Annotated in this window: 27 protein-coding genes and 1 tRNA gene; 8 read left to right on the top strand and 20 right to left on the bottom strand. The window is 61.1% G+C overall.

Features of this window, described 5'->3' with window-relative positions:
- Window positions 1-11 precede the first annotated feature (11 nt).
- On the bottom strand, window positions 12-626 hold the full coding sequence (gene rpsD / locus ACXYL9_RS08165; RefSeq protein ID WP_459039087.1) for a 30S ribosomal protein S4: 615 nt from the start codon (window positions 624-626) through the stop codon (window positions 12-14).
- 250 nt (window positions 627-876) lie between these two features.
- Between rpsD and ACXYL9_RS08160 the strand changes: the two genes are divergently transcribed.
- The gene (locus tag ACXYL9_RS08160; protein ID WP_459039086.1) at window positions 877-1,191 is read left to right on the top strand and encodes a chorismate mutase; all 315 of its coding nucleotides are present in this window, start codon (window positions 877-879) and stop codon (window positions 1,189-1,191) included.
- A 21-nt stretch (window positions 1,192-1,212) separates the two neighbouring features.
- Here the strand turns inward: ACXYL9_RS08160 and ACXYL9_RS08155 are convergent, their stop codons facing one another.
- The 10 genes from ACXYL9_RS08155 to ACXYL9_RS08110 all read right to left on the bottom strand — a co-directional run bounded on the left by ACXYL9_RS08155 (window position 1,213) and on the right by ACXYL9_RS08110 (window position 10,256).
- The gene (locus tag ACXYL9_RS08155; protein ID WP_459039085.1) at window positions 1,213-1,425 is read right to left on the bottom strand and encodes a hypothetical protein; all 213 of its coding nucleotides are present in this window, start codon (window positions 1,423-1,425) and stop codon (window positions 1,213-1,215) included.
- A gap of 39 nt (window positions 1,426-1,464) precedes the next feature.
- The gene (locus ACXYL9_RS08150; RefSeq protein WP_459039084.1) at window positions 1,465-2,253 is read right to left on the bottom strand and encodes an RNA methyltransferase; all 789 of its coding nucleotides are present in this window, start codon (window positions 2,251-2,253) and stop codon (window positions 1,465-1,467) included.
- A 2-nt stretch (window positions 2,254-2,255) separates the two neighbouring features.
- The gene (gene nrdR, locus ACXYL9_RS08145; RefSeq protein ID WP_459039083.1) at window positions 2,256-2,735 is read right to left on the bottom strand and encodes a transcriptional regulator NrdR; all 480 of its coding nucleotides are present in this window, start codon (window positions 2,733-2,735) and stop codon (window positions 2,256-2,258) included.
- The gene (locus ACXYL9_RS08140) at window positions 2,736-3,035 is read right to left on the bottom strand and encodes a hypothetical protein (protein WP_459039082.1); all 300 of its coding nucleotides are present in this window, start codon (window positions 3,033-3,035) and stop codon (window positions 2,736-2,738) included.
- Between the two features lie 5 nt (window positions 3,036-3,040).
- Window positions 3,041-4,351 carry a serine hydroxymethyltransferase gene (glyA, locus tag ACXYL9_RS08135; RefSeq protein WP_459039081.1) on the bottom strand — a complete coding sequence of 437 codons (1,311 nt, stop codon included), beginning with the start codon at window positions 4,349-4,351 and terminating at the stop codon, window positions 3,041-3,043.
- 3 nt (window positions 4,352-4,354) lie between these two features.
- Window positions 4,355-4,804 carry a ribose 5-phosphate isomerase B gene (gene rpiB / locus ACXYL9_RS08130; protein ID WP_459039080.1) on the bottom strand — a complete coding sequence of 150 codons (450 nt, stop codon included), beginning with the start codon at window positions 4,802-4,804 and terminating at the stop codon, window positions 4,355-4,357.
- Window positions 4,805-5,034: 230 nt separating this feature from the next.
- Window positions 5,035-7,059: an RNA polymerase sigma factor RpoD gene (rpoD, locus tag ACXYL9_RS08125; protein ID WP_459039079.1), complete on the bottom strand. Its 2,025-nt coding sequence runs from the start codon at window positions 7,057-7,059 to the stop codon at window positions 5,035-5,037.
- A 9-nt stretch (window positions 7,060-7,068) separates the two neighbouring features.
- Window positions 7,069-8,973, bottom strand: a complete 1,905-nt coding sequence (gene dnaG, locus ACXYL9_RS08120; RefSeq protein WP_459039078.1) for a DNA primase — start codon at window positions 8,971-8,973, stop codon at window positions 7,069-7,071.
- A gap of 60 nt (window positions 8,974-9,033) precedes the next feature.
- A complete protein-coding gene (locus tag ACXYL9_RS08115; RefSeq protein ID WP_459039077.1) occupies window positions 9,034-9,807 on the bottom strand; it encodes a hypothetical protein in 774 nt (257 codons plus the stop codon).
- Window positions 9,807-10,256 carry a GatB/YqeY domain-containing protein gene (locus ACXYL9_RS08110; RefSeq protein WP_459039076.1) on the bottom strand — a complete coding sequence of 150 codons (450 nt, stop codon included), beginning with the start codon at window positions 10,254-10,256 and terminating at the stop codon, window positions 9,807-9,809. The genes ACXYL9_RS08115 and ACXYL9_RS08110 overlap by 1 nt, the downstream gene beginning before the upstream one ends.
- 153 nt (window positions 10,257-10,409) lie before the next feature.
- On the opposite strand from ACXYL9_RS08110, the gene carA reads away from it, so the two are divergent.
- From carA to greA, 4 genes are all read left to right on the top strand, one after another.
- Window positions 10,410-11,588, top strand: coding sequence for a glutamine-hydrolyzing carbamoyl-phosphate synthase small subunit (gene carA / locus ACXYL9_RS08105; protein ID WP_459039075.1), 1,179 nt, complete (start codon window positions 10,410-10,412; stop codon window positions 11,586-11,588).
- A complete protein-coding gene (locus ACXYL9_RS08100; protein WP_459039074.1) occupies window positions 11,585-12,220 on the top strand; it encodes a hypothetical protein in 636 nt (211 codons plus the stop codon). Before carA ends, ACXYL9_RS08100 begins: the two co-directional genes overlap by 4 nt.
- Complete coding sequence (gene carB, locus ACXYL9_RS08095) at window positions 12,220-15,549, top strand: carbamoyl-phosphate synthase large subunit (RefSeq protein WP_459039073.1); 3,330 nt, start codon at window positions 12,220-12,222, stop codon at window positions 15,547-15,549. The genes ACXYL9_RS08100 and carB overlap by 1 nt, the downstream gene beginning before the upstream one ends.
- A 121-nt stretch (window positions 15,550-15,670) precedes the next feature.
- A complete protein-coding gene (gene greA, locus ACXYL9_RS08090) occupies window positions 15,671-16,138 on the top strand; it encodes a transcription elongation factor GreA (RefSeq protein WP_459039072.1) in 468 nt (155 codons plus the stop codon).
- 42 nt (window positions 16,139-16,180) lie between these two features.
- Here the strand turns inward: greA and ACXYL9_RS08085 are convergent, their stop codons facing one another.
- The 6 genes from ACXYL9_RS08085 to ACXYL9_RS08060 form a co-directional block, all read right to left on the bottom strand.
- Complete coding sequence (locus ACXYL9_RS08085) at window positions 16,181-16,657, bottom strand: GNAT family N-acetyltransferase (RefSeq protein ID WP_459039071.1); 477 nt, start codon at window positions 16,655-16,657, stop codon at window positions 16,181-16,183.
- Between the two features lie 10 nt (window positions 16,658-16,667).
- Entirely contained in the window at window positions 16,668-16,898 is a 231-nt protein-coding gene (locus ACXYL9_RS08080; RefSeq protein WP_459039070.1) for a DUF4170 domain-containing protein, read from the bottom strand.
- Between the two features lie 113 nt (window positions 16,899-17,011).
- Window positions 17,012-17,506, bottom strand: coding sequence for a hypothetical protein (locus ACXYL9_RS08075; RefSeq protein WP_459039069.1), 495 nt, complete (start codon window positions 17,504-17,506; stop codon window positions 17,012-17,014).
- Between the two features lies 1 nt (window position 17,507).
- Window positions 17,508-17,843 carry a hypothetical protein gene (locus ACXYL9_RS08070; protein WP_459039068.1) on the bottom strand — a complete coding sequence of 112 codons (336 nt, stop codon included), beginning with the start codon at window positions 17,841-17,843 and terminating at the stop codon, window positions 17,508-17,510.
- Entirely contained in the window at window positions 17,830-18,264 is a 435-nt protein-coding gene (locus ACXYL9_RS08065; protein ID WP_459039067.1) for a phage holin family protein, read from the bottom strand. The genes ACXYL9_RS08070 and ACXYL9_RS08065 overlap by 14 nt, the downstream gene beginning before the upstream one ends.
- 23 nt (window positions 18,265-18,287) lie before the next feature.
- A complete protein-coding gene (locus ACXYL9_RS08060) occupies window positions 18,288-18,869 on the bottom strand; it encodes a hypothetical protein (protein ID WP_459039066.1) in 582 nt (193 codons plus the stop codon).
- Window positions 18,870-19,037: 168 nt separating this feature from the next.
- On the opposite strand from ACXYL9_RS08060, the gene eno reads away from it, so the two are divergent.
- The 3 genes from eno to ACXYL9_RS08045 all read left to right on the top strand — a co-directional run bounded on the left by eno (window position 19,038) and on the right by ACXYL9_RS08045 (window position 22,558).
- Window positions 19,038-20,324 carry a phosphopyruvate hydratase gene (gene eno / locus ACXYL9_RS08055; protein ID WP_459039065.1) on the top strand — a complete coding sequence of 429 codons (1,287 nt, stop codon included), beginning with the start codon at window positions 19,038-19,040 and terminating at the stop codon, window positions 20,322-20,324.
- Window positions 20,325-20,406: 82 nt separating this feature from the next.
- On the top strand, window positions 20,407-21,477 hold the full coding sequence (locus ACXYL9_RS08050) for a phosphotransferase family protein (RefSeq protein ID WP_459039064.1): 1,071 nt from the start codon (window positions 20,407-20,409) through the stop codon (window positions 21,475-21,477).
- On the top strand, window positions 21,467-22,558 hold the full coding sequence (locus tag ACXYL9_RS08045) for a hypothetical protein (RefSeq protein WP_459039063.1): 1,092 nt from the start codon (window positions 21,467-21,469) through the stop codon (window positions 22,556-22,558). The genes ACXYL9_RS08050 and ACXYL9_RS08045 overlap by 11 nt, the downstream gene beginning before the upstream one ends.
- Here the strand turns inward: ACXYL9_RS08045 and ribH are convergent.
- From ribH to ACXYL9_RS08030, 3 genes are all read right to left on the bottom strand, one after another.
- Window positions 22,555-22,977 (bottom strand): 6,7-dimethyl-8-ribityllumazine synthase, encoded by a 423-nt coding sequence (gene ribH / locus ACXYL9_RS08040; protein WP_459039062.1) that lies wholly within the window; start codon window positions 22,975-22,977, stop codon window positions 22,555-22,557. The two genes, ACXYL9_RS08045 and ribH, sit on opposite strands and share 4 nt — an antisense overlap.
- 5 nt (window positions 22,978-22,982) lie before the next feature.
- Window positions 22,983-24,230, bottom strand: a complete 1,248-nt coding sequence (gene ribB, locus ACXYL9_RS08035; RefSeq protein WP_459039061.1) for a 3,4-dihydroxy-2-butanone-4-phosphate synthase — start codon at window positions 24,228-24,230, stop codon at window positions 22,983-22,985.
- A gap of 106 nt (window positions 24,231-24,336) precedes the next feature.
- Window positions 24,337-24,412 (bottom strand) — tRNA-Lys (locus ACXYL9_RS08030).
- Between the last annotated feature and the right edge of the window lie 84 nt (window positions 24,413-24,496).

Raw genomic sequence — 24,496 nt, 5'->3', positions numbered from 1 at the left:
GATGCCGGACCTTAGCGCGAGTAGAACTCGACTACGAGGTTCGGTTCCATCGTCACCGGGTAGGGGACTTCGTCAAGCTTGGGCACGCGGGTGAAAGTCACCTTGTCGTTGCCGTCAGTGGCGACGTAGTCAGGGATGTCACGCTCGGGCAGGCTCTGTGCTTCGATCACAAGTGCCATTTCCTTGGCCTTGCTGCCGAGGCTGACGACGTCGCCAACCTTGATGCGGGCGCTGGGGATGTTCGTCTTCACGCCGTTCACATAGATGTGACCGTGGTTGACGATCTGGCGGGCCGAGAAGATCGTGGGTGCGAACTTGGCGCGATACACAACCATGTCGAGACGCTGCTCGAGCAAGCCGATCAGGTTTTGGCCGGTATCGCCCTTGATCTTTGCCGCTTCCTTGTAGGTGCGGCGGAACTGCTTCTCGGTCACGTCGCCGTAATAGCCCTTGAGCTTCTGCTTGGCGCGCAGCTGCAGGCCGAAGTCGCTGACCTTGCTCTTGCGGCGCTGGCCGTGCTGGCCGGGGCCGTACGGACGCTTGTTTACCGGGGAATTGGGGCGACCCCAGATGTTTTCGCCCATCCGACGGTCGAGTTTATACTTGGCGCTCTTGCGCTTCGACATGAGATATTCCTTCGATTTGCCAAGCCGCCCCAGTGGCGACCATTGAACCCGGTTCGCACCATCCGACCAATTGTGCCGGATGCGGCCGCCGCTTCACCGGGGTGCGGGGCCAATCGGGCGCGCCTGCATCAGACGCGTTGCCGAAGTGAAGCGCGCCAGATAGCGCCTGTGCGGGCCAAGTCAAGGTAAAGTACCCGCTTCGGCCTACGCGCTCTCGACAAAATCGGCAGGGCGCGCCACAGGGCGCGTCATGAGCAATTACAAGCTGCCAGATGCCTGCAACGACATGACCGAAGTGCGCGCCGGAGTCGATGCGACCGACCGCGAGTTGATGGAATTGCTGGAACGCCGGTTCAATTACATGCGTGCCGCAGCACGGATCAAACAGAGCCGTGATAAGGTGCGCGACGAAGCGCGCAAGGCGCAGGTCGTGGATGCAGCCCGGGCCGATGCCGAAGCACGCGGATTGCCGGGTGACCCTATCGCAGCCTTGTGGGACCAGCTGGTCGAGGCATCGATCGCCTATGAGCTGGTTGAATGGGACCAGATCAGGTCGAGCACCTGATCATGGTATCGACCGGGGCGATCAATTGCCCTGGTTGAATTCGCGCCACTGGTCCTTGGTCATGCAGACCTTTTCCTTGCGCCGGCTGCCCATCTCACCGCGAATATAGCGGCAGATTGGCTTCTGTTCGGCCTGTTCCTGCGTCCTGTCGGAGGCCGACCGTTCCTGGCTCGCAGCCTTGTCCGCACCTTGCGGATTGGCGACGAGAAGAAGTGCGAAAAGCGAGGCAAGCATCGGAAGGTCCTGTAGTAGCTGGGAAAGTACGGCTCATGGCTAGTCGGTGTCTCGTGCGCTGTCTACCGTGTACGGCAACGCAAGCGAGCCTTCCCGGTCACGACGTTGCAGCGCTGACAAGACCCCGCGCAGAGTGCGGATCTCGAGGTGGTTCCAGCCCGGCTTGGTCAAGACCCCACGCAATGTCCTGCGGGTTGCATCGGTGCGCTCTTCGGGCATGAAATACCCCTTGGGCGCGAGCATCGTCTCGAGATGAGCGATCAGCCCTTCGAGTTCTTCTTGCGGGGCAGGGGGCAGCAATTCTTCTTGCGTCGGTTGGACCAACGCAGAGGCCTCGTCATCGATGGGAAGGCCTTTCGACCATTCATAGGCACACAAGATGACTGCCTGAGCCAGGTTGAGAGAGCCGAAGTCGGGATCAATGGGAACGGTGAGGATGGCTCTGGCAAGGGCGACATCGGCGGTTTCGAGGCCCGAACGCTCCGGACCGAACAGGATGGCGGAACGTCCGGGACCGGCGTGGATAGCGCTTGCAGCCTCCTCCGGCGTGACGACGGGCTTGGTAACGCCACGCTTGCGCACGGTGGTGGCGTAGACATGCGAGCAGTCGGACACAGCCTCGGCCGTGGTGTCGTACACCTTGGCCTGTTGCAGCACGTCGTCCGCCCCGGCGGCAGAGGGGCCGGCATCGGGGTTGGGCCAGCCATCGCGCGGAGCGACGAGGCGCAACTCGGTCAGGCCGAAATTGCGCATGGCCCGCGCGGCCTTGCCGATATTCTCGCCCAGTTGTGGCCGGACGAGAACGATGACAGGTTTTTCGGCCAACATGCTCAGTCGCCCTTCACAGCGTCTTGCACGGTGCTGGCGAACTCTTCGAAATCACGGGCTTCGCTGAAGTCGCGATAGACGCTGGCAAAGCGGATGTAGGCCACGGTGTCGATCTGGCGCAGCCCGTCCATCACCAGCTCGCCAATGCGGTGGGAGGGAAACTCACTCTCGCCACTGGCTTCGACCTGGCGCTGGATTCCGGAGACAAGCTGATCGATCTGCTCTTGCGAAACACCGCGTTTGCGGCAGGCAAGGGTGACCGACTGCTCCAGCTTGGCGCGATCAAAAGCCTCGCGTCGCGCGTTTTCGCCGCTGCCTCCGGATTTGACCACGGTGACGTCGCGCAACTGGACGCGCTCGAAGGTTGTGAAACGCGCTCCGCAACTGCCGCACTGACGGCGCCGGCGGATGGCTGCATTATCCTCCGCCGGACGCGAGTCCTTTACCTGGCTGTCGTCATGCGCGCAAAATGGGCACCGCATCTATCTGGGGCGCAATCGCTTATAGAACATGTAACCTGCACCTGCGGTCGCGCCGAATATTGGCCCGACCAGCGGCAGGACGAGCCCTGCAACCGCACCGATGGCGGCACCTTTGAGCACAGGCTTGGTAGCGGGATGCTTCATCCCGTCGCGCGCCATGGCCTTGGCCTCGCGCTGCGCATCGCCGAGCAGGTCGTCGTGGTCTTCGTCGCCATAGGCTTGCTTGGTCGGCACGACCTTGCCTTCGGTTGCGGTCATCGGCGGCGTTTCGATTTCATTGGTTTCGTCGTGGTGGCTCATGATTGTTACCTTCCGGGATAAACGGGAAATGATTTGCACATCTCCTCGACGCGCCCCCGCACGGATTGTTCCACTTGGGCATCGCCTTCGGGTCCGTTTTTCGACAGACCCTCAACGACTTCTGCGATCAGCGCACCGATCTGGCGGAACTCATCGGGACCGAAACCGCGCGTTGTCCCTGCCGGCGTACCCAGGCGGATGCCGCTGGTGACGAAGGGGCTGCGGGTATCGTAGGGTATACCATTCTTGTTGCAGGTCAGCCATGCCCGGTCGAGCCCGGCTTCGGCGGCTTTGCCGGTAACGTCCTTCGCGGTAAGGTCGACCAGCATGGAGTGATTGTCGGTTCCGCCGGAGACGATCCGCAAACCGTTCTCTTCCAGGCTTGCCGCAAGCGCCCGGGCATTCTCGACCACGGCATTGGCATAGGTCTTGAAGTCCGGTCGGAGGGCTTCGCGGAATGCGACTGCCTTGGCGGCGATGACATGCATCAGCGGGCCACCTTGCAAGCCGGGGAATACCGCCATGTTGAGCGGCTTGGTCAGGGCTTCGTCATCCCACAGGATCACGCCGGAGCGGGGGCCGCGCAGGCTCTTGTGCGTCGTGGTGGTGACGATGTGAGCATAAGGGAAGGGCGAGGGGTGTGCGCCCCCAGCTACCAGCCCCGAAATATGGCTCATGTCGCACAGGAGATAGGCGCCAATTTCGTCAGCTATCTCGCGGAAACGTTTGAAATCCCACGTACGCGAGTAGGCCGTGCCGCCGCAGATAATCAGCTTGGGCCTGTGCTCACGGGCGATGGCAGCGACATCGTCCATGTCGATCAGCTCGTCATCCTTGCGCACGCCATAGCTGACAGGATTGAACCATTTGCCGCTCATATTGACGGGCGAGCCATGGGTCAGGTGGCCACCGGAGTTGAGGTCGAGCCCCATGAAGGTGTCGCCGGGCGAGAGCAGGGCGAGAAACACCGCCTGGTTCATCTGGCTGCCTGAATTCGGCTGGACGTTGGCGAAGTTGCAGCCGAACAGTTCCTTTGCACGATCGATGGCGAGCGTTTCCACCACGTCAGCATAGTCGCATCCGCCGTAGTAGCGCTTGCCGGGATAACCCTCGGCATACTTGTTCGTGAAAACGGTCCCTGTTGCCTCGAGCACGGCCGTGGAGGCGATGTTTTCCGAGGCAATCAGCTCGATCTTGTCCTGCTGACGTTTCAGTTCGTTACGCACGGCCTGTGCGATCTCGGGATCGGCCTCGGCCAGGCTGTCGTGCCAGAAGCGATGCATGATGTCGGGTTCGGCAGTGGTCACGGTGCTCATGGGTCAGCTGGGGTCCGTTGCAGGAGGGTTGGAGAGCTTGTCGACGCGGCGCTGGTGGCGCCCGCCGCCGAATTCGGTTTCGAGAAAGGCAATGACACATGCCTTGGCCATGTCGATGCCGGTCAGCCGCGCGCCCATGGCGATACAATTGGCGTCATTGTGCTCTCGAGCAAGAGCGGCCGAAAACGGCTCGGAGACCAGCGCACATCGCACGTGCGGGTTGCGATTGACGCTGATCGAGATTCCGATCCCGCTGCCGCACAGGGCAATGCCACGTTCGACAGTGCCATCGGCGACAACACTGGCGAGCTTGTAGCCGAAGTCGGGATAATCGACGCTGTCGGTGCTGTCGGGACCGAGATCGGCGACTTCATGTCCCTGATCGACAAGCCATTCGCGCAATGCGGCTTTCAGGTCGATGGCGGCGTGGTCTGATGCAATTGCTATCTTCATGCGCGCACGCATAGGCGAGCCGTGCGATTCTCTCCACCCCAGAAGGACGGTCGCGCACAAGGAAATGGCGCCTGGGCCGAACAAGGAAAAGCCCCGGCGCCACAAGGGCGTCGGGGCTCCTGACGAAAGCTCCTCGAAAGAAACTCCGTCAAGCCAGATGATTTTTACGTCGTCTGGTACACATTCAACGCGCGATCCCCGATCGGGTTCCCGCGGTTCGAAATTTTTTCCTACTGATCCAGGAAACTGCGCATCTTGCGGCTGCGGCTCGGATGCTTGAGCTTGCGCAGTGCCTTGGCCTCGATCTGGCGGATACGTTCGCGGGTGACCGAAAACTGCTGGCCGACCTCCTCGAGTGTGTGATCGGTATTCATGCCGATGCCGAAGCGCATGCGCAGAACGCGTTCCTCACGCGGGGTGAGCGATGCCAGCACGCGGGTGACGGTTTCCTTGAGGTTGGCCTGGATCGCAGCGTCGACCGGGATGATGGCGTTCTTGTCCTCGATGAAATCACCAAGGTGCGAATCTTCCTCGTCGCCGATCGGCGTTTCAAGGCTGATCGGTTCCTTGGCGATCTTCATCACCTTGCGGACCTTTTCGAGCGGCATGGACAGGCGCTCGGCCATTTCTTCGGGCGTCGGTTCACGGCCCTGCTCGTGCAGGAACTGGCGGCTCGTGCGGACCAACTTGTTGATCGTTTCGATCATGTGGACCGGAATACGGATAGTGCGTGCCTGGTCGGCAATCGAGCGGGTGATCGCCTGCCGGATCCACCACGTAGCATAAGTGCTGAACTTGTAACCGCGGCGGTATTCGAACTTGTCGACCGCCTTCATCAAGCCGATGTTGCCTTCCTGGATGAGATCAAGGAATTGCAGGCCGCGGTTGGTATATTTCTTGGCGATGGAAATCACCAGGCGCAGGTTCGCCTCGACCATTTCCTTCTTGGCAATACGTGCCTCGCGCTCGCCCTTCTGCACCATGTTCACGATGCGGCGGAACTCGGGCAGCGCCATGCCGGTCTGGCTGGCGATATCGGCAATTTCGGTGCGGATGCGGTCGACCGCGTCGGCTTCCTTGTCAGCGAAGGCAGCCCACTTCTTGTCCTTCTTGACCTTCTCCTTGATCCAGTCGTCGTCGAGCTCGTTGCCGATATAGGACTGGAGGAAGTCGATCCGCTTGATCTTGTGCCGTTCGGCAAGGCGCAGCATCTGGCCGCCGAGCGCCGTCAGTCTGCGGTTGAAGGCATACAGATTGTCGACCAAGAATTCGATCTTGGTGGCGTGGAACTGGACGCTTTCGACCTCGGCAGTGAGGTCTTCGCGCAGCTTTTCGTACTTTTTTTCCTTGGCCGGCGGGAAGGCGTTGCCGGCACCCAGGGTGTCGACCCGCTCTCCCTGCAGTTTCTCGAATTTCTTGAACAGGTCGGTGATGCGGGCGAAGCGTTCGATGGCATCGGGCTTGAGGGCCGCTTCCATCTGGGCGAGCGACATGGTGTTGTCCTCGTCCTCGTCTTCGTCGTCGCTCTTGCTCGAGCCTTCTTCGCCGTCCTCGTCGTCGCTGTCTTCGTCCTCGTCTTCATCCTCGTCATCGACGATCGTCGGACCCGCGTTCTCTTCGGTAATCTCGCCATCGTCGTCGTCTTCGGCACCTTCTTCCATCTTGTCGACGGGAGGCTCCTTGGACAGCATGGCGTCGAGATCGAGGATCTCGCGCAGCTGCATTTCCTCGTTATTGAGGGCTTCGGACCACTGGATGATGGCATGGAAGGTGATCGGGCTTTCGCAAAGGCCGATGATCATGGTGTCGCGACCGGCCTCGATCCGCTTGGCAATGGCGATTTCGCCCTCGCGGCTGAGCAGCTCGACCGCGCCCATCTCACGCAGATACATGCGGACGGGATCGTCGGTACGGTCGCCGGTCCCGGTTTTCTTGGCCGCAGCGGCGGGTTTCTTGGCGTCTTTCTTGTCGTCCTTGGCGCTGCCGGCGATTTCCTCGACTTCGGATGCCTGTTCGGCCTCGGCCTCGGCTTCCTCGTCGTTCTCGACAATCTGTACGCCCATTTCGGACAGGGCGGTCTGGATGTCCTCGATCTGGTCAGGGCTCATTTCACCCGAAGGCAGAGCCTCGTTGAGCTCGTCATAAGTGACGTAACCCTTGCGCTTGGCCTTCGTGATCAGCTTCTTGATCGACGCCTCGTTGAGGTCGATCAAGGGTGCATCTTCGCTCTGCTTATTCTTTGCGTCGGACGCCATAAGTCTCGTTCAGTCCGTTTCCTGTTCACCGGCCGATTGGGTTGCCGGCGAAAGCCCCTTGTCCTGCTGCGACTGCGCCTCGGCGCGAGCAGCTCTTAAACTCGTTATCTGGCCGAGTCGCGCCTCGAAATCCAGCTTTCGCTTAAGCAATCTCTGCTGTTCGGCAAAAGCGCCTTCCGGGTCAGTCTCGAACCTTGCAGTGGCAGCAGCCAAGGCAGCTTCCAGCGCAGGCCTTTCGACCAGCATCGATACGGCTTCGGCCAAATCTTCGCGCGCGTCCTCGGGATCGGTACCTTCTCGAAGGAAGGTAAAATGACTTATGTCCGGGGGCACAAGACGACCGCTGTCGGCTGATATGGGCAATTCGCCGCCGTCTTCAAGCGTTTCCGCAAGATCAAGCAGTGGATTTATCGCCCGCGCGATATTTGCGTCACGCTCGGCCGCTTCCACCAGCGCGTCTTCGTGGCCCGCAATCATGTCTGGAAAGCGCATCAGGCCAGCCGTCACTGCACCCAGCAGCTGATCGCGCCCGCGCCCGGCCACCAACTTGCGAAGCTTTTCGATAGAGGCCGGGTCAGGGCGCGATCGCCGCTCCTGTCTACCCTTGAAACCGCCCTGGAACCCGCCAGGTTTCCACGGTTCGCGCTCGCGCTTGGGGAAGGCAAAGGCCGAAAAGCGATCAAGCAATTCGCGGCGGTAAAGCGCCTTGATGTCGGGATCGGCGATGGCATCGACATGATGCATGAGGCGCGCCTTGAGACCGGCCTTGGCCTCAGGACTGTCGAGTGGCTCAGCCTCGCGCTCATAAAGCCAGAGCGTATCGAGCAGGCTGTCGGGCTGACCCAGCATGTCTTCCATCGCCTTCACGCCGCGCTGCCTGATCAGATCATCGGGGTCGAGCCCGCTCGGCAGGCGAACGATGGCCAGCGAGTGGGAGGGACGCAGCAAAGGCAGTGCGCGCTCGACCGCCCGCATGGCTGCACGTTGTCCTGCCGCATCGCCGTCGAAACACAACACTGGCCGTTCGACCATCCGCCACAGCATCTCGATCTGCCGTTCGGTCAGCGCGGTGCCGAGCGGAGCAACAACGTCCTCGATCCCGGCATTGGCGAGCGCGATCACATCCATATAGCCTTCGACCACGACCATGCGCCCACTCTGGCGCGAGGCCGGACCGGCCCGGTGCAAATTGTAAAGGGTGCGACCCTTGTCGAACAACGGGGTGTCAGGCGAGTTGAGATACTTGGCGATGCCTTCGCGCTTGCCGAGAATGCGTCCGCCGAACGCGATGACCCGCCCGCGAGCGTCGTGGATCGGCAGCATCAACCGATCGCGAAAGCGGTCGTAATGCTGGCCTTCCTCGGTCTCGATCCGCATCCCTGCCTCGACCAGCATGGCTTCATCGAATTGCGAGAGCGCCCCTTTGATCGCCTGCTTGTTGTCGGGCGCATAGCCAAAGCCGAATTCGCGGACGATGGCGTCGGAAAACCCGCGCGTTGCAAGATATTCCCGCGCCCCCGAAGCGCCGGGCTCGTGCAATTGCTGGACGAACCAGCCCTGGGCCGCCTCGGTCACGTCGATCAGGGTAGCGCGTTTCTCGGCCTGCTGGGCAGCGCGCGGATCGGGGGCGGGGACTTCCAGCCCGGCCTCCTGCGCCAGTTCCTTCACCGCATCCATGAACCCCAGGCCGCGCTGGTCGGTCATCCAGCGGATAACGTCGCCATGCGCGCCGCAGCCAAAGCAATGGTAGAAGCCCTTCTCGTCAGAGACGGTGAAGCTGGGGGTCTTCTCGTTATGGAAGGGACAACACGCCTTCCACTCGCGCCCTGATTTCTGCAACTTGGTCGTGCGCAGGATGACGCTGGACAGCGTTACGCGCGCGCGCAGTTCATCAAGCCATTGCGGAGAAAGCATGGCGCATCTTTGCTCGCTGGAGGGCGAGTCTTCAAGCGCTGTGGCTTTCGAGTTTTCCCCTTAGCGGTCAGCTGGGGTGGAAAGGCACGCGTTCTGGACGCCGTCCGCGGCTGCAGGGAAGGGGCCTTTGCCGCTCGCCGCAGTTCCATCGACCTCAATCCGGTAGGCATCGGCCGGGCCGGCCGGGGGCAGCACGGATTGCCAGTAGAAGGTAAGCGGTTCGCCTGACTGCCACTGGTCGCCGCCGTCGCCGGCATTGATGGTCCAGACCAGCGCGCCATTATCGCACGACATCACTATGTCGGCTTTGGCCCCGATAGCGGCCATAGCCTCGGCCTTGGAATAGCCGGCCCCGCCGGTGAAGCCGTGAGCCGGACTGGTCATGCGAAACTCGGTTGCGCGTTCGACATCGCTCGAATCCGCGCCATCGCCACTGCCGGTGGTCGGGTCCATGTCCTCGCCCGGATACACGATGTGGACATAGGTGTAGATCGTGCCTTCGGGCGCGGTCTTGGGGTCGCATTTTTCCATGCCTGCCGGGCAGGCGACGTAAGAGGTGATGTCGGCATAATTGCCGCTGGCATTGGACAGTGCGCCCTTGACCTCCGGCCCCTGCGGACCGACGATCTTGGCGCCCAGTTTCAAATCTGCGAAATCGCCCTTCCCGCGATCGACAGCCTGCGAGATGCGTTTGCCGTCGGTATTCGCCCCTTGCAAATCGGTGACATCGCTGCCCTCGATGGTGTTGGTCTCGTCTTCATACTCAGCGCCATCGGAACAGGCGGCGAGGGCTAGCGAGACAGCAAGAGCAGAAGCGGCGGCAGTACGGATCATCAGAAGCTATCCTTCACGAGTTTCGAGGCGAGGCTCATGTCCAGTACAGCGCCGTGTTTCGCCTTCAGTTCCCCCATGACCTTGCCCATATCCTTAATGGAATCGGCCCCAGTGGTTACCTTGGCTTCCTCGATCGCAGCACGGGTTGCGGCCTCGTCCATCATCTGCGGCAGGAATTCCTCGATAATCGCCAGTTCGGCGCGTTCCTGGTCGGCCAGTTCCGTGCGACCACCGTCATCGAACATGGTTATCGATTCGCGCCGCTGCTTGGCCATTTTTTGCAGGACTTCGATGACCATTTCGTCGTCATTGACCTGTTTGCTGGAGGTGCGCAGCTCGATATCTCGGTCCTTGATCTTGGCCCCGATCAGGCGCAGCGCGGCGGTGCGTTTCTTGTCCTTGGCTTTCATGGCGGTGACAGTTTCGGCCTTGATATCGTCTCTCAGCATGGTGTTTCCTGTGGATGGAGGGGCGCCTCGGGATAAATAGGCGCAGAATTGCGTCTAACTGGCCTTCACGGGCGCTTGACGCAAGGGCGGGCTGCGCCTAGCCGCTGGGTCTTAGCGACATCGTTGGAACCACCTGACTCGGAGCAGCCCATCATGGCATCTGCCGACATTACGCCTGCGCAACCCAAAGGAGCCACCGGCGTTCTGCTGTTGGCCGATGGTACGGCGATCTGGGGCAAGGGCTTTGGCACCATCGGCAGTTCGGTGGGCGAAGTGTGCTTTAACACCGCGATGACCGGCTACCAGGAGGTGATGACTGATCCCTCCTACGACAGCCAGATCGTCACCTTCACCTTCCCCCATATCGGCAATGTCGGTGCCAATGACGAAGATGTCGAAAGCCGCGGGCTGGGCGCAGTCGGCTGCGTGGTGCGCGAGGAAGTGACCCCGCATTCCAATTTCCGCGCCCGCGACGAGTTCGTGGAATGGTGCAAGGCGTATGGCAAGATCGGCCTGTCGGGCGTGGATACCCGCGCACTGACGCGCTTCATCCGCCTCAGCGGAGCGCCCAATGCGGTGATTGCGCACGAACCGAACGGCAATTTCAATCTGCCTGTCCTGCTCGAACAGGCCCGCGCCTTCACCGGGCTGGAGGGGCTGGACCTGGTCCCGCGCGTTAGCCGGCAGGAAAACGAGGATTGGCGCGGCGCACATTGGCAGCTCGGCCACGGCTATGGCGAAGGCAATGCCAACAAGCCCCATGTCGTCGCCATCGATTACGGTGCGAAGGACAACATCTTCCGCAATCTCGTCCGCGCCGGGGCCAAGGTGACGGTGGTGCCGGGGCACAGCACGCTGGGCGAAGTGCTGGCGCTGAAGCCGGACGGCGTGTTCCTCTCGAACGGGCCGGGCGATCCGGCGGCGACCGGCGAATATGCGGTGCCGGTGATCAAGGGATTGCTCGAACGCGACGTGCCGATCTTCGGCATCTGCCTCGGCCACCAGATGCTGGCGCTGGCTGCGGGGGCCAAGACTTCCAAGATGCACCAGGGCCACCGCGGCGCCAACCACCCGGTCCAGCGCGTGGGAGAGGGCTGGGGCGACAGCACCGGCCTGGTCGAGATCACCAGCATGAACCACGGCTTCGCAGTCGATGGCGAGACATTGCCCGTTGGCGTCGAGCAGACTCATGTGAGCCTGTTCGACGGCAGCAATTGCGGGATCAGCATCCGCGGCAAGAAAGCCTTCGGCGTGCAGTACCACCCCGAGGCGAGCCCAGGGCCGCAGGACAGCTTCTACCTCTTCGAGAAATTCGTGGGGATGTTGGGGTGACCATTATAGCTGATAGCTACACCGCACTGGAAAATCGCCTTCTTGTCGCGGCCTATTATACCTCGAACCGGCTCGACAAGGACACGGTCACCCTAAAAGAAATTTCAGAACAATTCTCGTTTGAGATGCCAGTGCGATTCACAAGGGTCGCATTGGCAGATTTTGGCCGCGGCGGCATTTCTAAGGAGACGCTGCATTCGGGAGAAATGGAGCAGCAGCGAATCTGGCTGACCGCTCATGGGATTAGAGAGGCCGAAAGGCTGATCGAGACTAATGAAACCGATGTTCTTGAGTTTGATCGTCAGGGTCCAAGGGTCCCTGCATCGGATCGGGTAGTTAGTAGAAAGGATAACCAAAGGGAATTCGATCGAATCGAAGAGGAAATTCGGATTCTAAAAGAACACGTTTATTCGCAAGACAACGAGATCGGGGACAAACTCGGTGACAGTCGGGAGCTCCTACAACAAGAAATTGACATCGCTCAGACGGTAGTCGCGTCAAACTCATTTCGTGTGGCTAGCCTACTGGGTTGGATTCGCCGTGCTCTCCAGTTTGTAATGGAAAAATTTGCTGGAACGGCGGTCGCGGAAGCGGCGAAAAGATTGTTCGATCTTCTGGAGAAGCTTCTTTAATGCCCAAACGCACTGACATCTCCTCGATCCTCGTCATTGGCGCTGGCCCGATCATCATCGGCCAGGCTTGCGAGTTCGACTATTCCGGCACGCAGGCGATCAAGGCGCTGAAGGAGGAGGGCTATCGCGTCATCCTCGTCAATTCCAACCCCGCCACGATCATGACCGATCCGGAAATGGCCGACGCGACCTATATCGAGCCGATCACGCCCGAGATAGTCGCCAAGATCATCGCCAAGGAAAAGCCCGACGCGCTGTTGCCGACCATGGGCGGGCAAACCGCGCTCAACTGCGCTTTGAAGCTCGACGCGATGGGTGTGCTGGCCGAACACGGCGTCGAGATGATCGGGGCCAAGGCCGACGCCATCGACAAGGCCGAGAACCGCCAGCGTTTCCGCGAGGCGATGGATGCCATCGGCCTCGAAAGCGCGCGCAGCGGCATTGCCAATACCGTTGCCCAGGCCTTCGACGTGCTTGAACGCACTGGCCTGCCTGCCATCATCCGACCCAGTTTCACGCTGGGCGGCACCGGCGGCGGCATTGCCTATAACAAGGCCGAGTTCGAGAAGATCGTGCGGGAAGGCCTCGATGCGTCTCCCACGGACGAGGTGCTGATCGAAGAATCGCTGCTCGGCTGGAAAGAATACGAGATGGAGGTGGTGCGCGACCGCAAGGACAACGCGATCATCATCTGCGCCATCGAGAATGTCGATCCGATGGGCGTGCATACCGGCGATTCGATCACCGTCGCCCCGGCGCTGACGCTGACCGACAAGGAATACCAGATCATGCGCAGCGCCAGCATCGCGGTGCTGCGCGAGATCGGGGTCGAGACCGGCGGATCGAACGTCCAGTTCGCCGTCAATCCAGAGGACGGTCGCCTGATCGTAATCGAGATGAACCCGCGCGTTTCGCGCAGTTCGGCGCTCGCCTCCAAGGCCACCGGCTTTCCTATCGCCCGCGTCGCTGCCAAGCTGGCGGTCGGCTACACGCTCGACGAGATCGAGAACGAGATCACCGGCGCGACGCCGGCGAGTTTCGAACCGACCATCGACTATGTCGTGACCAAGATCCCGCGCTTTGCCTTCGAGAAGTTCAAGGGCGCCGAGCCGAACCTTGCCACCGCCATGAAGTCGGTCGGCGAAGTCATGGCCATCGGCCGCAATTTTCAGGAGTCGATGCAGAAGGCGCTGCGCGGGCTCGAAACCGATCTCGACGGCTTCAACCGAATCCCGGCGCTGGAGGGCGTGCACAAGGACGTCATCACCGCCTCCCTCAGCCAACGCACACCCGACCGGCTGCTGAAGGTCGCACAGGCCTTCCGCGAAGGTCTGAGCGTGGAGGAAGTCCACGCGGTTACGTCATACGATCCGTGGTTCCTGCGCCAGATCGAGGACATTATCCGGGCCGAACTGCATATCAGCGAACACGGCCTGCCGCAGGACGCGGCCGGACTGCGCAGGCTCAAGGCCATGGGCTTTTCCGACAAGCGCCTGGCGACCCTCGCGGTTCGTTCTGTCGGTGTCGCGGGCGGCCTCGGAGAAACGCAGGCACGCCGTTCGGGCCTGCTGCACGATGCGCTCAAGGTCATGGCTGGCGCCACCAGCGAGCAGGAAGTTCGCGACCTGCGCCACAAGCTCGGCGTGCTGCCGGTGTACAAGCGCATCGACAGCTGCGCCGCCGAATTCGAGGCCATCACGCCCTATATGTACTCGACCTATGAAGCCCCCAGCTTCGGCGAAGCGGAAGACGAGGCCATGCCGAGCGACCGGCGCAAGATCGTCATCCTTGGCGGTGGCCCGAACCGGATCGGGCAGGGCATCGAATTCGACTATTGCTGCGTCCACGCCTGTTTCGCGCTGAGCGAAGCCGGGTTCGAGACGATCATGGTCAATTGCAACCCGGAAACCGTCAGCACCGATTACGACACTTCCGACCGGCTCTATTTCGAGCCGTTGACGGCCGAAGACGTGCTCGAAATTCTGCGCGTCGAACAGCAATCGGGCGAATTGGTCGGAGTGATCGTCCAGTTCGGCGGGCAGACCCCGCTCAAGCTGGCGCAGGCGCTGGAAGATGCCGGGATCCCGATCCTGGGCACGTCGCCCGACGCCATCGACCTTGCCGAGGACCGCGAACGCTTCGCCAAGCTGGTCAACAAGTTGAAGCTCAAGCAGCCCGACAACGGCATAGCCTACAGCCGTGACGAAGCAGCGGCAGTCGCCCATCGCATCGGCTATCCGGTGTTGTTGCGCCCGTCCTACGTCTTGGGTGGCCGGGCGATGGAAATCGTTGATAGCGAAGCGCAGCTCGACGATTACATCCGCACCGCCGTCAATGTCTCCGGCGAAAGCCCGGTGCTGGTCGACCAGTACCTGCGCGACGCAATAGAGTGCGATGTAGATGTCGTCTCCGATGGCACCGAAGTCCGCATTGCTGGCGTGATGCAACATATCGAGGAAGCCGGGGTCCATTCCGGCGACAGCGCCTGCACGCTCCCACCCTACAGCCTGTCTGACGAGATTGTCGCCGAGATGGAGCGCCAGGCAGAGGCTTTGGCCATCGCGCTCGACGTGAAGGGCCTGATGAATGTCCAGTTCGCGGTCAAGGATGACGAGGTCTACCTGATCGAGGTCAATCCCCGCGCTAGCCGCACCGTGCCCTTCGTCGCCAAGGCCATTGGCCGCCCGATCGCCAAGATCGCCAGCCTGGTGATGGCGGGCGAACCGCTGACCAGCTTCGAACCGTTCAACCTGCGGCCTGCCCATATGTCGGTGAAAGAGGCGGTGTTCCCGTTCAGCCGCTTCCCCGGCGCCGACCCGGTGCTTTCGCCGGAAATGAAATCAACCGGCGAAGTGATGGGGATCGATAGCGATTTCCCGCAGGCTTTCCTCAAGTCGCAATTGGGCGTAGGAATGCCGCTGCCGGAAAGCGGCACGCTGTTCGTGTCGGTCAAGGATACCGACAAGCCGGTGATCGTGCCGGCGGTGCGGACATTGATCGAAAAGGGCTTCCGGGTGATAGCCACCGGCGGCACCCAGACCTATCTTGCCGAGCAGGGATTGCCGGTCGAACGGGTCAACAAGGTAGCGCAGGGACAGCCGCATATCGTCGATGCCATTATCGATGGAGAGGTCGACCTTATCTTCAATACAACCGAAGGTTGGCAGTCCTTGCGCGACAGCAAATCGATCCGCGCCGGCGCGTTGGAAGCCAAGCTCCCCTACTACACGACCGCCGCTGCTTGCCTGGCTGTCGCACAGGCAATTGCCACTGTTAGTTCGAGCGAACTTGAAGTGCGCTCGTTGCAAGACTATTATAGCTCTACCTAACACAAGCTCCCCTGACAGTTCGATGTGCTGCACCGCGCGTTTTTACCGCGGCAAAGCCTCGAATTGACGGTCAAAACCCTCGGGTGGAGTCTTAAGAGAAAGAAACGAAGTGGGGACAGTGATGGATAAGGTTCCGATGCTTGCAGAAGGCTACGAGCGGCTAACCACCGATCTCAAGGCGCTGCGGGCAGAACGGCCGAAAATCGTCGACGCGATCGAAGAAGCGCGCGCGCATGGCGATTTGTCGGAGAATGCCGAATATCATGCGGCCAAGGAACGACAGGGCCATGTCGAGATGCAAATCGCCGACATCGAGGACCGCGTTACCCGGGCACAGATCATCGATCCCACGACCCTGTCGGGCGACAAGATCGTGTTCGGTGCGACCGTGACCTTGCTCGACGAGAACGACAAGCCGGTCAAATACCAGATTGTCGGCCAGACCGAGGCCGATGCGGCCAAGGGCCGGATCAGCTATAATTCGCCGATCGGGCGGGCGCTGATCGGCAAGATGGTTGGCGAAGAGATCGAAGTGACCGTCCCGTCGGGCGACAAGTTCTACCTCGTCGAGAAAATCGAATTCATCTGACAGGTGGTGCGCGTCCCGCTGCGGCGGGATGCGCCCAGATTCTTAATCGAGCCGCTTTTCCATCGCGTAGTTATGGATTGCGACATCGTCGAGGACGAAGTCCCGGCGATGCGTCACGTCGTAGCCAGCGCGCTCGAATGCAGGACGTGCCAGCTCACTGGCTTCTGAATAAAGACGCTTGATACCTCGCGCATTGGCGTGTGTCTCGGCAGCCAGCAGCAGCTGCACCGCCAGTCCCTGCCTGGTGTGCGCCGGGTCACAATAGAGGCGGTCGACATGGCCGTCCGGTTCCAACAGCGCATAGCCAACCGGCATATCTTCACTGTCGGCGGCTACGAAAATGACTGCCCCGCGATCCACCCGTTGCCGATAGGTCGCTGCATCGCCCTGACGGCGTGCCCAAGTATCAACCTGCTCCGCCGAATAAGCGCGAGGGCCGATCCTGCGGATAGCACGCAGCGCCAATTCGGCGAGCTGCTCGGCATCGCCAGTGTCGAAAGGTCGGATGGTATAGGCCATCCGGACTGGTTCAGGCCTTGGGCGTCAGCAATTTGTGCAGATGCACGATGACATATTTCATTTCAGCATCGTCAACCGTGCGATGCGCCTGGCCACGCCATGCGTCCTCGGCTGTCTCATAGCTGCTGAACACTCCCACAACGTGCACGCTTTCCGGATCCTGGAAAGTGATCGCGCGCGGATCGGCAACACGGCCGCCCATGACGAGGTAGAGTTCCTGTTTGGGGGTGGTTTCTTGCATGATGTCGACTTTCTTCGGGATTGAGAATCTCGTGCGCGCACATAGACGAAGGGCGCGCGCTGGCAAACCGCCAAGCGCGCGCCGTCAACTGCCCGAAAGCAGGATCGCCGTGTTTAGCTGGCTACCCGGTTTCGCGTGTTACGGAAGGTACGCCCGGCCTTACGACCGGCCTTGCGGCCCAGGTCGTGCACGGTATCGCGCGCAGAGGCGGCAAGATAGGCACTTTCGCGCTTGGCCTTGCGGGTAGTCCGCTCGAGACTATCGCCGACGTCTTCCATCTTCTCGGCACTGGCTTCGCGGACGTCGACAGCGAGGTCGCCGGCAGCGTCGATAACGCCAAGCGCATAGGCAACGCCGGCTTCGGTGGCGTAGGTCACCAGTCCCGCGGCGCGATTGCCAAGGCGGCGACCCGGCCGGGTCATGGCGCCAATCAGCAGCCCGATGGTAGCAACACCTGCAACAGTGGCGATCGGATGTTCGCGGACGAACTCCTTGGCACTGTCGGCTGCCTTCTGCGCGTCAGCTGCCCAATCGCGTTCGGCAAGACGGGCCTGTCCCTCTTCGATGCGTTGACGCAGAGCGTCGCGGGTGTCTTCGGTCGTGGTCATATTATGTCTCCGATTGGGGGTTCGGGGGTTGATGTTCTTCGCTGTCAGCATCGTGATTCGGATCCGGGTCTCTGAAGGCGTCGAGGATCGGGTTGCGGGCAAACCACAAGACCACCGCTCCGACCAGAGCGGCCAGGACACCAGGCTTCGATTCAGCAGCATCGCTGGCGGTTTCGAGCAATTCCTCGGCCCCGTCCTTGATCCGTGCCACTGCGCGACGACCCAGGCTGCCGCCATCGAGATCGGCCTTCACCCTCGCAATATCGGCATCGACCAATGCGCGTGCGGCATCGCGCAACAAGCGGTCTTCATGCAACTGTTGGTCAATCCTGCTCATTTCGCTCCGCCGGGTCTGAAAAAGCGTCACCAAGGTCGCCGAATTTCCGGCTCGCCCGCCGGGCGAAGATTACAGTGCCGATCAACAAGATGCCGACCACCACTGCAGTCGATCCGAATGCCGTGAGATAGGGGGCCAAAGCGAAGATAAGGCCGATAACAAGGCCAATCAGCGCCAGATGCAGAAACGCCAGGGCGCCAAGACCGAAGAACAGGCCTTGGCGAGCCTTGTCGCCAACATAGGCCACACGCGTTTTCTGAAAGGCGACCTCTGCTTCGAGATAGGTCTTGCCGTCTTCGAACAGCGCACCGACATCTTCGGCCAAAGATCCGAACGGCGGAGGTTCTTCACCATTGCCGTCCGGCCTAGGCGCTGTATCCAGCATATTCGGTTGCTCGTCGTCTACGCCATCATCCAGCATTCACGCGGGCCCCTTTCCGTATCTTAGCGGCGGAAGAGTCGGGCGAGGATGTATCCGCCGATTGCTGCTATGCCGAGCGCCGTGCCAGGACTCTTGCGAACCATTTCGCGAGTGTCCTCGCCGAGTTCCTCGATGCTCTTGGCTTCGAGCTTGGCGGCATTTTCTTCCAGCGAGCGAGCGGCATTGCGAGCATAGTCGCCGTATTTCGGACCGAACTGATCGTCGATCTGGGTGGCGTTTTCGGAAACCAGGCGGCTGAGTGCAGCCAGTGCTTCGCTGGCCTTGAGCTTGCCTTCGACCGCCAGTTCACTCGCCTTTACCTTGGCTTCTTCGCCATAGGCACGCGCATCAGTGGCAAGATCGCTGCTGCGGCCCTTGGCCTGTTCGCGATAAGTGCCCACGACCTGGCCTGCTTCTGCCTTGAGCGCGGCAGCGCCAGCCTTGGCTTCATCGAGCGCTGCGTTGAAGCGCGATTTGGCTTCATCGCGATGTGCGGTCGCCTGGATGACTTCAGGTTCCTGAGCCGGGGTTGTTGACTTGCTGCTGGTGTTCTTCGACTTGGCGGTCGATTTCGAACCGCCCGAACTGCTTGCTGATTTGGCCATGTGGGGATCCCTCCGTTAGACGTTGTAATATCTGCGCGTCGATAAATACGCATGCACGGGTCCAACGCTGCTTGCACCGTATAGTTCCGTTGCATAGAGCGCTCACCCATACCCTATATGGGGGTGTCTTACCAGTACACAACACCTGCGCGCCGGAGCAATAAACCCATGACTGCCATCATCGATCTTCACGCTCGCGAAATCCTGGATAGCCGGGGCAACCCCACGGTGGAGGTCGACGTCCTGCTCGAAGACGGCAGTTTCGGTCGCGCTGCCGTCCCCTCGGGCGCATCGACGGGCGCACACGAAGCAGTCGAACTGCGAGATGGCGACAAGGGGCGCTACCTGGGCAAGGGCGTGCGAAAGGCCGTCGACGCGGTCAATGGGACTATTTCCGACACTTTGCTGGGTCTTGATGCGGAGGACCAGCGCGATCTCGACCAGGTACTGATCGATCTCGACGGGACCGACAATAAGGCATCGCTGGGCGCCAATGCCATCCTCGGCACCAGCCTGGCGGTTGCCAAGGCCGCCGCTGCAGCACGAGGCCTGCCGCTGTGGGCCTATGTTGGCGGAGTATCCGCGCACGTCCTGCCGGTGCCGATGATGAACATCGTCAATGGCGGCGAACATGCCGACAATCCGATCGACATCCAGGAATTCATGGTCATGCCAATTGGCGCCGATAGCCTGACCGAGGCGGTGCGCTGGGGCGCCGAAATCTTCCATACGCTCAAGAAGGGGCTGGCCGACAAGGGTCTGTCTACTTCGGTCGGCGATGAGGGCGGATTCGCTCCCAATCTTTCCAGCACTCGCGATGCGCTCGACTTCATTATGCGTTCGGTTGAACAGGCCGGATTCAAGCCTGGTGAACAGGTTGCGCTGGCACTCGATTGCGCTTCGACCGAATTCTATCGCGACGGAAAATACGAAGTGTCGGGTGAAGGCCTGTCGCTTGGAGGCCAGGAAATGGCTGACTACCTGGCGAAGCTGTGCGCCGACTACCCGATCCGCTCGATCGAGGATGGCATGGCCGAGGATGACTTCGATGGCTGGAAAGCATTGACAGAAGCCATCGGTGACCGCGTGCAACTGGTCGGCGACGATCTGTTCGTGACCAACCCGGCGCGACTGGCAATGGGCATTGAACAGGGCCTGGCCAACTCGCTGCTGGTCAAGGTCAACCAGATCGGCACCCTGACCGAAACGCTTGAAGCGGTCGATATGGCCCACCGCGCAGGGTACACCTGCGTGATGAGCCACCGCTCGGGCGAAACTGAAGATGCGACCATCGCCGACCTCGCGGTGGCGACCAATTGCGGGCAGATCAAGACCGGCTCGCTTGCCCGCTCGGACCGGCTGGCAAAGTACAACCAGCTGATCCGGATCGAGGAAGAGCTGGGCGGCAGCGCGCACTACGCTGGCGCTGCCTGCTTCGGAAGACTGGCCCGCTGAACTCCGGCCAAGATGCCTCGCTCAGAGGCATCTTGGCAGCTACCGCGCAAAGGCCCATACCCCTCCCTTCGAGGGGAGGGTAATGGCCGAATTTCCGACGCATCCCGACGCCGTAACGCCGGGCTGGCTGAGCGAGGCGCTCGGCCTGCATGTCGATGCAGTCGAGTGGTCCCCGATAGGCACCGGGCAGGTTGCCGACAGCGTTCGGTTCTTGCTCTCTTCCCGCGAGGCCGGGACTACGCCTGCAACTCTAGCAGCGAAGTTTCCTGCAGCCGACGCCACAAGCAGGGGCACAGCCTCGCTGATGGGCCTTTATGCCAAGGAGGTGCGCTTCTACCGTGAAATCGCGCCATTGCTCGATGTCCGGGTGCCAGAAGTGCATTTTGCCGGGCTGTCGGCGGATGGCAGCGAGTTCGTTCTCCTCTTCGAGGATCTGGGCCCCGCACGCGGCGGAGACCAGATTGCCGGTTGCACCTTGGCTGATGCCGAGGCCGCGATCAGGCAAGCAGCGGCGGTCCACGCTCCGTCCTGGGGCAACGCCGAAATCCTCGAACGCGACTGGTTGCAAGTCCAACCCGACCTTACCGCACAATTGTGTGAACTGTATCCGCAGGCTCAGGGTGTCTGGCGCGAACGCTATGTCGACCTGCTGGAACCGGAATACATGGCCCTGTGCGAGGAAATCGCCGCATTGAGCGATCGCTTTTTCGCCATGCGCGAGGAAGAGCCGATAGGCCTGGTCCACGGCGATTTTCGTCTCGACAACATGCTGTTCGATATCCGCGGCGGCGCCGAACCGGCGGCCGTCCTCGACTGGCAAACGGTCAGCTTGGGCAACCCCTTGACCGACATCGGCTATTTCCTTGGCTGCGGCATCGGTCATGAATTGCGAAGCGCAAATGAAGACCACCTGCTCGATCTCTACTGCACCGAGATGGGGCGGCGCGGCGTATCGATCACGCGCGACAAGATCTGGGACGACTACCGGCGCGGCGCGCTGAGCGGCCTGACCACGGCGGTATTCAGTGCTTCGTTTGTCGAACGGACCGAACGCGGCGACGCCAATTTCCTGTCGATGGCCCGTGGTGCCTGCGCACTAGCGCTGGACCATGACGCCCTGGCTACCCTGAAGGAGCGATGCGATGGCACTTAGCAAAGGCGACGAGTTCCCAATCCACCAGACCGCCGAGCCGGTCGCCTATGCTGGCACTGATCGCAATTTTTACGATCGGTATTTCTTCAATGGCTACGCGCCGGATGGCAGAGGTTTCTTCGCCGCTGCATTTGGCGTCTACCCGCATCTCGACATCGCCGACGCGCATTTCTGCGTCATCCGTGACGGTGTGCAGCATTGCCTCCACGCCAGCTGCGTCATGGGCTTGGAACGCATGGCCATGGCCGTCGGGCCAATCCGAATAGAAGTGATCGAGCCACTGCAATCCTTGCGCCTTGTGGTCGAGGAACACGACGGCATTGCTGCCGATATCACCTTTACTGGCCGAGCTTATCCTATCGAGGAACCGCGTTTTACCCATCGCATGGGGACACGCTCTTTCATGGATTACACCCGGATGACGCAAAACGGGCGTTACGAGGGCTGGATCTCGGTTGGGGACGAGCGACAGGAACTGGCGGCCGGAACAACGGGCACGCGCGATCGCAGTTGGGGTGTCCGCCCGATCGGGATGCGCGATCCGCAGCCAATTCCCGGGCACGAGGTGCCGTCCTTCTTCTGGCAGTGGACCCCGGTCAACTTCCCTGGCGGCAGCCTGTTCTTCCACGTCAACAATGATACCCATGGCGAAGCCTGGAACACGCGTGCGGCCTGGGCAGATGACGGAGCGCGGGCAAGCGAGATAACCGAGGGCGCGGGAGGAATGCGCACCCGACTGGAAAGCGATACGCGCTGGCCCAGCGGCGGCACATTGTCACTGGCGTTGATGGGCGCGCCCGAACAGGTCAAGTTTGAACCTCTTGGCCGGTTCCAGATGAAGGGGCTGGGTTATACCCATCCCAAGTGGGGGCACGGCATCTACCACGGCGCACTCTCGGTAGAGCGCGAGGACATCGACCTCACAAAAGTCGATCCGCTCCAGCCCGAGAACCTGCATGTGCAAATTCCCGTCTCGGTCTTGGGCAGCGATGGAACAGAAGGGATCGGCGTATTCGAACAATTGATCCTGGGTCCCTTCGCGCCATTGGGGCTGAAGGGCATCCTCGACGGTTTTTCCTAGCGTCCGAAGCGCGTGTGCAACGCCAGCAAGGCCATTGCCGCCTTGGCAGCTTCGCCACCCTTGTCCTTGCGCGCAGGATCGGCGCGCTCCAGTGCCTGTTGTTCGTTCTCGGTGGTGATGATGCCATTGCCGATGGCGATTCCATCCATCGTCAGCGCCAAGATGCCCCGCGCGCTTTCGCCGGCGACGATCTCGAAATGATAGGTCTCGCCGCGAATAACCACGCCAATTGCGACGAAGCCGTCGAATTCGCCGCTTTCAGCAGCCATGGCGATGGCACCGGGCAGCTCAAGCGCACCCGGTACGGTCAAGACCTCGACCTCGTGCCCCTCGGCTTCGAGCGCAGCGAGCGCCCCGGCAACAAGCATGTCGTTGAGATGGTCGTAGAAACGGGCTTCGACAATCAGGAAACGGGCCATGCTATTTACTCCGGCAAGGGCTTGTGGTCGACGATATCGAGGCCGTAGCCTTCGATTGCCACGACATTCGGCTGCGAATTGCTGAGCAGGATCATCTCGTGCACATCAAGGTCGGCGAGAATTTGCGAACCGATGCCGACATTACGGACCTCGTCCTCCTCGCTGTAGCTGCCCGAGGCACGTCGTCCGGTGATAATCACGATAATCCCCGAACCGTGCTCGCCGATCGCCTGCATAGCGCGCTGCAAAGTACGCTTGCGCGGGCCGGGCTGGCCCAGCACATCATCGAAGATCGAGATCGGGTGGACGCGGGCGAGGGTAGGTTCGCCCGGAACCACATGACCTTTCTGCAGGACGTAATGCTCCCGACCGTCGACCTTGTTGTGATAGGTCAGCAGGCGCCATTGGCCGCCGTAATCGCTCTCGAATGCCTTGTCGTCGACCCGCTCGACCAGGTGATCGTGCCGCATGCGGTATTCGATAAGATCGCGGATCGTACCGATCTTGAGATTGTGCATCCGTGCGAAGCTGACCAGGTCCTCGAGCCGGGCCATGGTGCCGTCCTCGTTCATGATCTCGCAGATCACGCCCGAGGGGTTGAGCCCGGCAAGGCGCGAGATATCGACCGCCGCCTCGGTATGGCCGGCACGGACCAGGACTCCGCCCTTACGCGCAGCGAGCGGGAATACGTGGCCCGGCATGACGATATCGCCAGGCCCCTTGGCGGCGTCGATGGCGACCGAAACGGTGCGCGCGCGGTCGGCTGCTGAAATGCCGGTGGTCACGCCTTCTTTTGCCTCGATCGAGATCGTGAAGGCGGTTTGCATGCTTTCAGTGTTGTTGCGGGTCATCGGCTCGAGACCGAGCGTATCCACCCGATCCTTGTCGAGCGCCAGGCAGATCAAGCCGCGGCCGTGGGTGGCCATGAAATTGATCGCGTCGGGCGTCGCCATCTGGGCAGGGATGATGAGATCGCCTTCGTTCTCACGGTCTTCGTCGTCGACGAGGATATACATGCGCCCGTTGCGTGCCTCGTTGATGATTTCCTCGGCGCCTACCAGGACCGGACGGTCATCATTCTCTATCAGGAAGGCTTCCAGCTTGGACAATGTCTCGACTGTCGGGTTCCAGCTTGCGTCGGTACATTCGCGCAGCGTGTTGGCGTGTAGCCCCGCTGCTCTGGCGAGGCCGGCGCGGGTCATGTGTCCGGTCTGAATTAGCTCGCGAACGCGTGTGATCGTGGATGTGCTCATGCAGACCAGATATCACATTATAATGTGATTGCAAGAATCGCTTGGCTGAACATCGGGTATCACGCCACGACCGCAAGGCGCTCCAAATCCGCAATCTAAAGGAAAATGGTGGACCCTGTTGGGTTCGAACCAACGACATTCTGATTAAGAGTCAGACGCTCTACCAACTGAGCTAAGGGTCCACTTTCCGCTTGGCGGAACGGTCATTCGGCGTCCTGCTTTGCAGTCTCCGAATCACGCGAGGCGCTGCATATAGCGAGCGTTGC

It is taken from the genome of Qipengyuania sp. CAU 1752 (assembly GCF_054482615.1).
Note: the sequence above shows the minus strand (reverse complement) of the source record. Positions and strands in the feature narration are given on the sequence as shown.

Coding starts and splice junctions, on each gene's coding strand:
- rpsD (WP_459039087.1), bottom strand. CDS start 626: ATGTCGAAGCGCAAGAGCGCCAAGTATAAACTCGACCGTCGGATGGGC.
- ACXYL9_RS08160 (WP_459039086.1), top strand. CDS start 877: ATGAGCAATTACAAGCTGCCAGATGCCTGCAACGACATGACCGAAGTG.
- ACXYL9_RS08155 (WP_459039085.1), bottom strand. CDS start 1,425: ATGCTTGCCTCGCTTTTCGCACTTCTTCTCGTCGCCAATCCGCAAGGT.
- ACXYL9_RS08150 (WP_459039084.1), bottom strand. CDS start 2,253: ATGTTGGCCGAAAAACCTGTCATCGTTCTCGTCCGGCCACAACTGGGC.
- nrdR (WP_459039083.1), bottom strand. CDS start 2,735: ATGCGGTGCCCATTTTGCGCGCATGACGACAGCCAGGTAAAGGACTCG.
- ACXYL9_RS08140 (WP_459039082.1), bottom strand. CDS start 3,035: ATGAGCCACCACGACGAAACCAATGAAATCGAAACGCCGCCGATGACC.
- glyA (WP_459039081.1), bottom strand. CDS start 4,351: ATGAGCACCGTGACCACTGCCGAACCCGACATCATGCATCGCTTCTGG.
- rpiB (WP_459039080.1), bottom strand. CDS start 4,804: ATGAAGATAGCAATTGCATCAGACCACGCCGCCATCGACCTGAAAGCC.
- rpoD (WP_459039079.1), bottom strand. CDS start 7,059: ATGGCGTCCGACGCAAAGAATAAGCAGAGCGAAGATGCACCCTTGATC.
- dnaG (WP_459039078.1), bottom strand. CDS start 8,973: ATGCTTTCTCCGCAATGGCTTGATGAACTGCGCGCGCGCGTAACGCTG.
- ACXYL9_RS08115 (WP_459039077.1), bottom strand. CDS start 9,807: ATGATCCGTACTGCCGCCGCTTCTGCTCTTGCTGTCTCGCTAGCCCTC.
- ACXYL9_RS08110 (WP_459039076.1), bottom strand. CDS start 10,256: ATGCTGAGAGACGATATCAAGGCCGAAACTGTCACCGCCATGAAAGCC.
- carA (WP_459039075.1), top strand. CDS start 10,410: ATGGCATCTGCCGACATTACGCCTGCGCAACCCAAAGGAGCCACCGGC.
- carB (WP_459039073.1), top strand. CDS start 12,220: ATGCCCAAACGCACTGACATCTCCTCGATCCTCGTCATTGGCGCTGGC.
- greA (WP_459039072.1), top strand. CDS start 15,671: ATGGATAAGGTTCCGATGCTTGCAGAAGGCTACGAGCGGCTAACCACC.
- ACXYL9_RS08085 (WP_459039071.1), bottom strand. CDS start 16,657: ATGGCCTATACCATCCGACCTTTCGACACTGGCGATGCCGAGCAGCTC.
- ACXYL9_RS08080 (WP_459039070.1), bottom strand. CDS start 16,898: ATGCAAGAAACCACCCCCAAACAGGAACTCTACCTCGTCATGGGCGGC.
- ACXYL9_RS08075 (WP_459039069.1), bottom strand. CDS start 17,506: ATGACCACGACCGAAGACACCCGCGACGCTCTGCGTCAACGCATCGAA.
- ACXYL9_RS08070 (WP_459039068.1), bottom strand. CDS start 17,843: ATGAGCAGGATTGACCAACAGTTGCATGAAGACCGCTTGTTGCGCGAT.
- ACXYL9_RS08065 (WP_459039067.1), bottom strand. CDS start 18,264: ATGCTGGATGATGGCGTAGACGACGAGCAACCGAATATGCTGGATACA.
- ACXYL9_RS08060 (WP_459039066.1), bottom strand. CDS start 18,869: ATGGCCAAATCAGCAAGCAGTTCGGGCGGTTCGAAATCGACCGCCAAG.
- eno (WP_459039065.1), top strand. CDS start 19,038: ATGACTGCCATCATCGATCTTCACGCTCGCGAAATCCTGGATAGCCGG.
- ACXYL9_RS08050 (WP_459039064.1), top strand. CDS start 20,407: ATGGCCGAATTTCCGACGCATCCCGACGCCGTAACGCCGGGCTGGCTG.
- ACXYL9_RS08045 (WP_459039063.1), top strand. CDS start 21,467: ATGGCACTTAGCAAAGGCGACGAGTTCCCAATCCACCAGACCGCCGAG.
- ribH (WP_459039062.1), bottom strand. CDS start 22,977: ATGGCCCGTTTCCTGATTGTCGAAGCCCGTTTCTACGACCATCTCAAC.
- ribB (WP_459039061.1), bottom strand. CDS start 24,230: ATGAGCACATCCACGATCACACGCGTTCGCGAGCTAATTCAGACCGGA.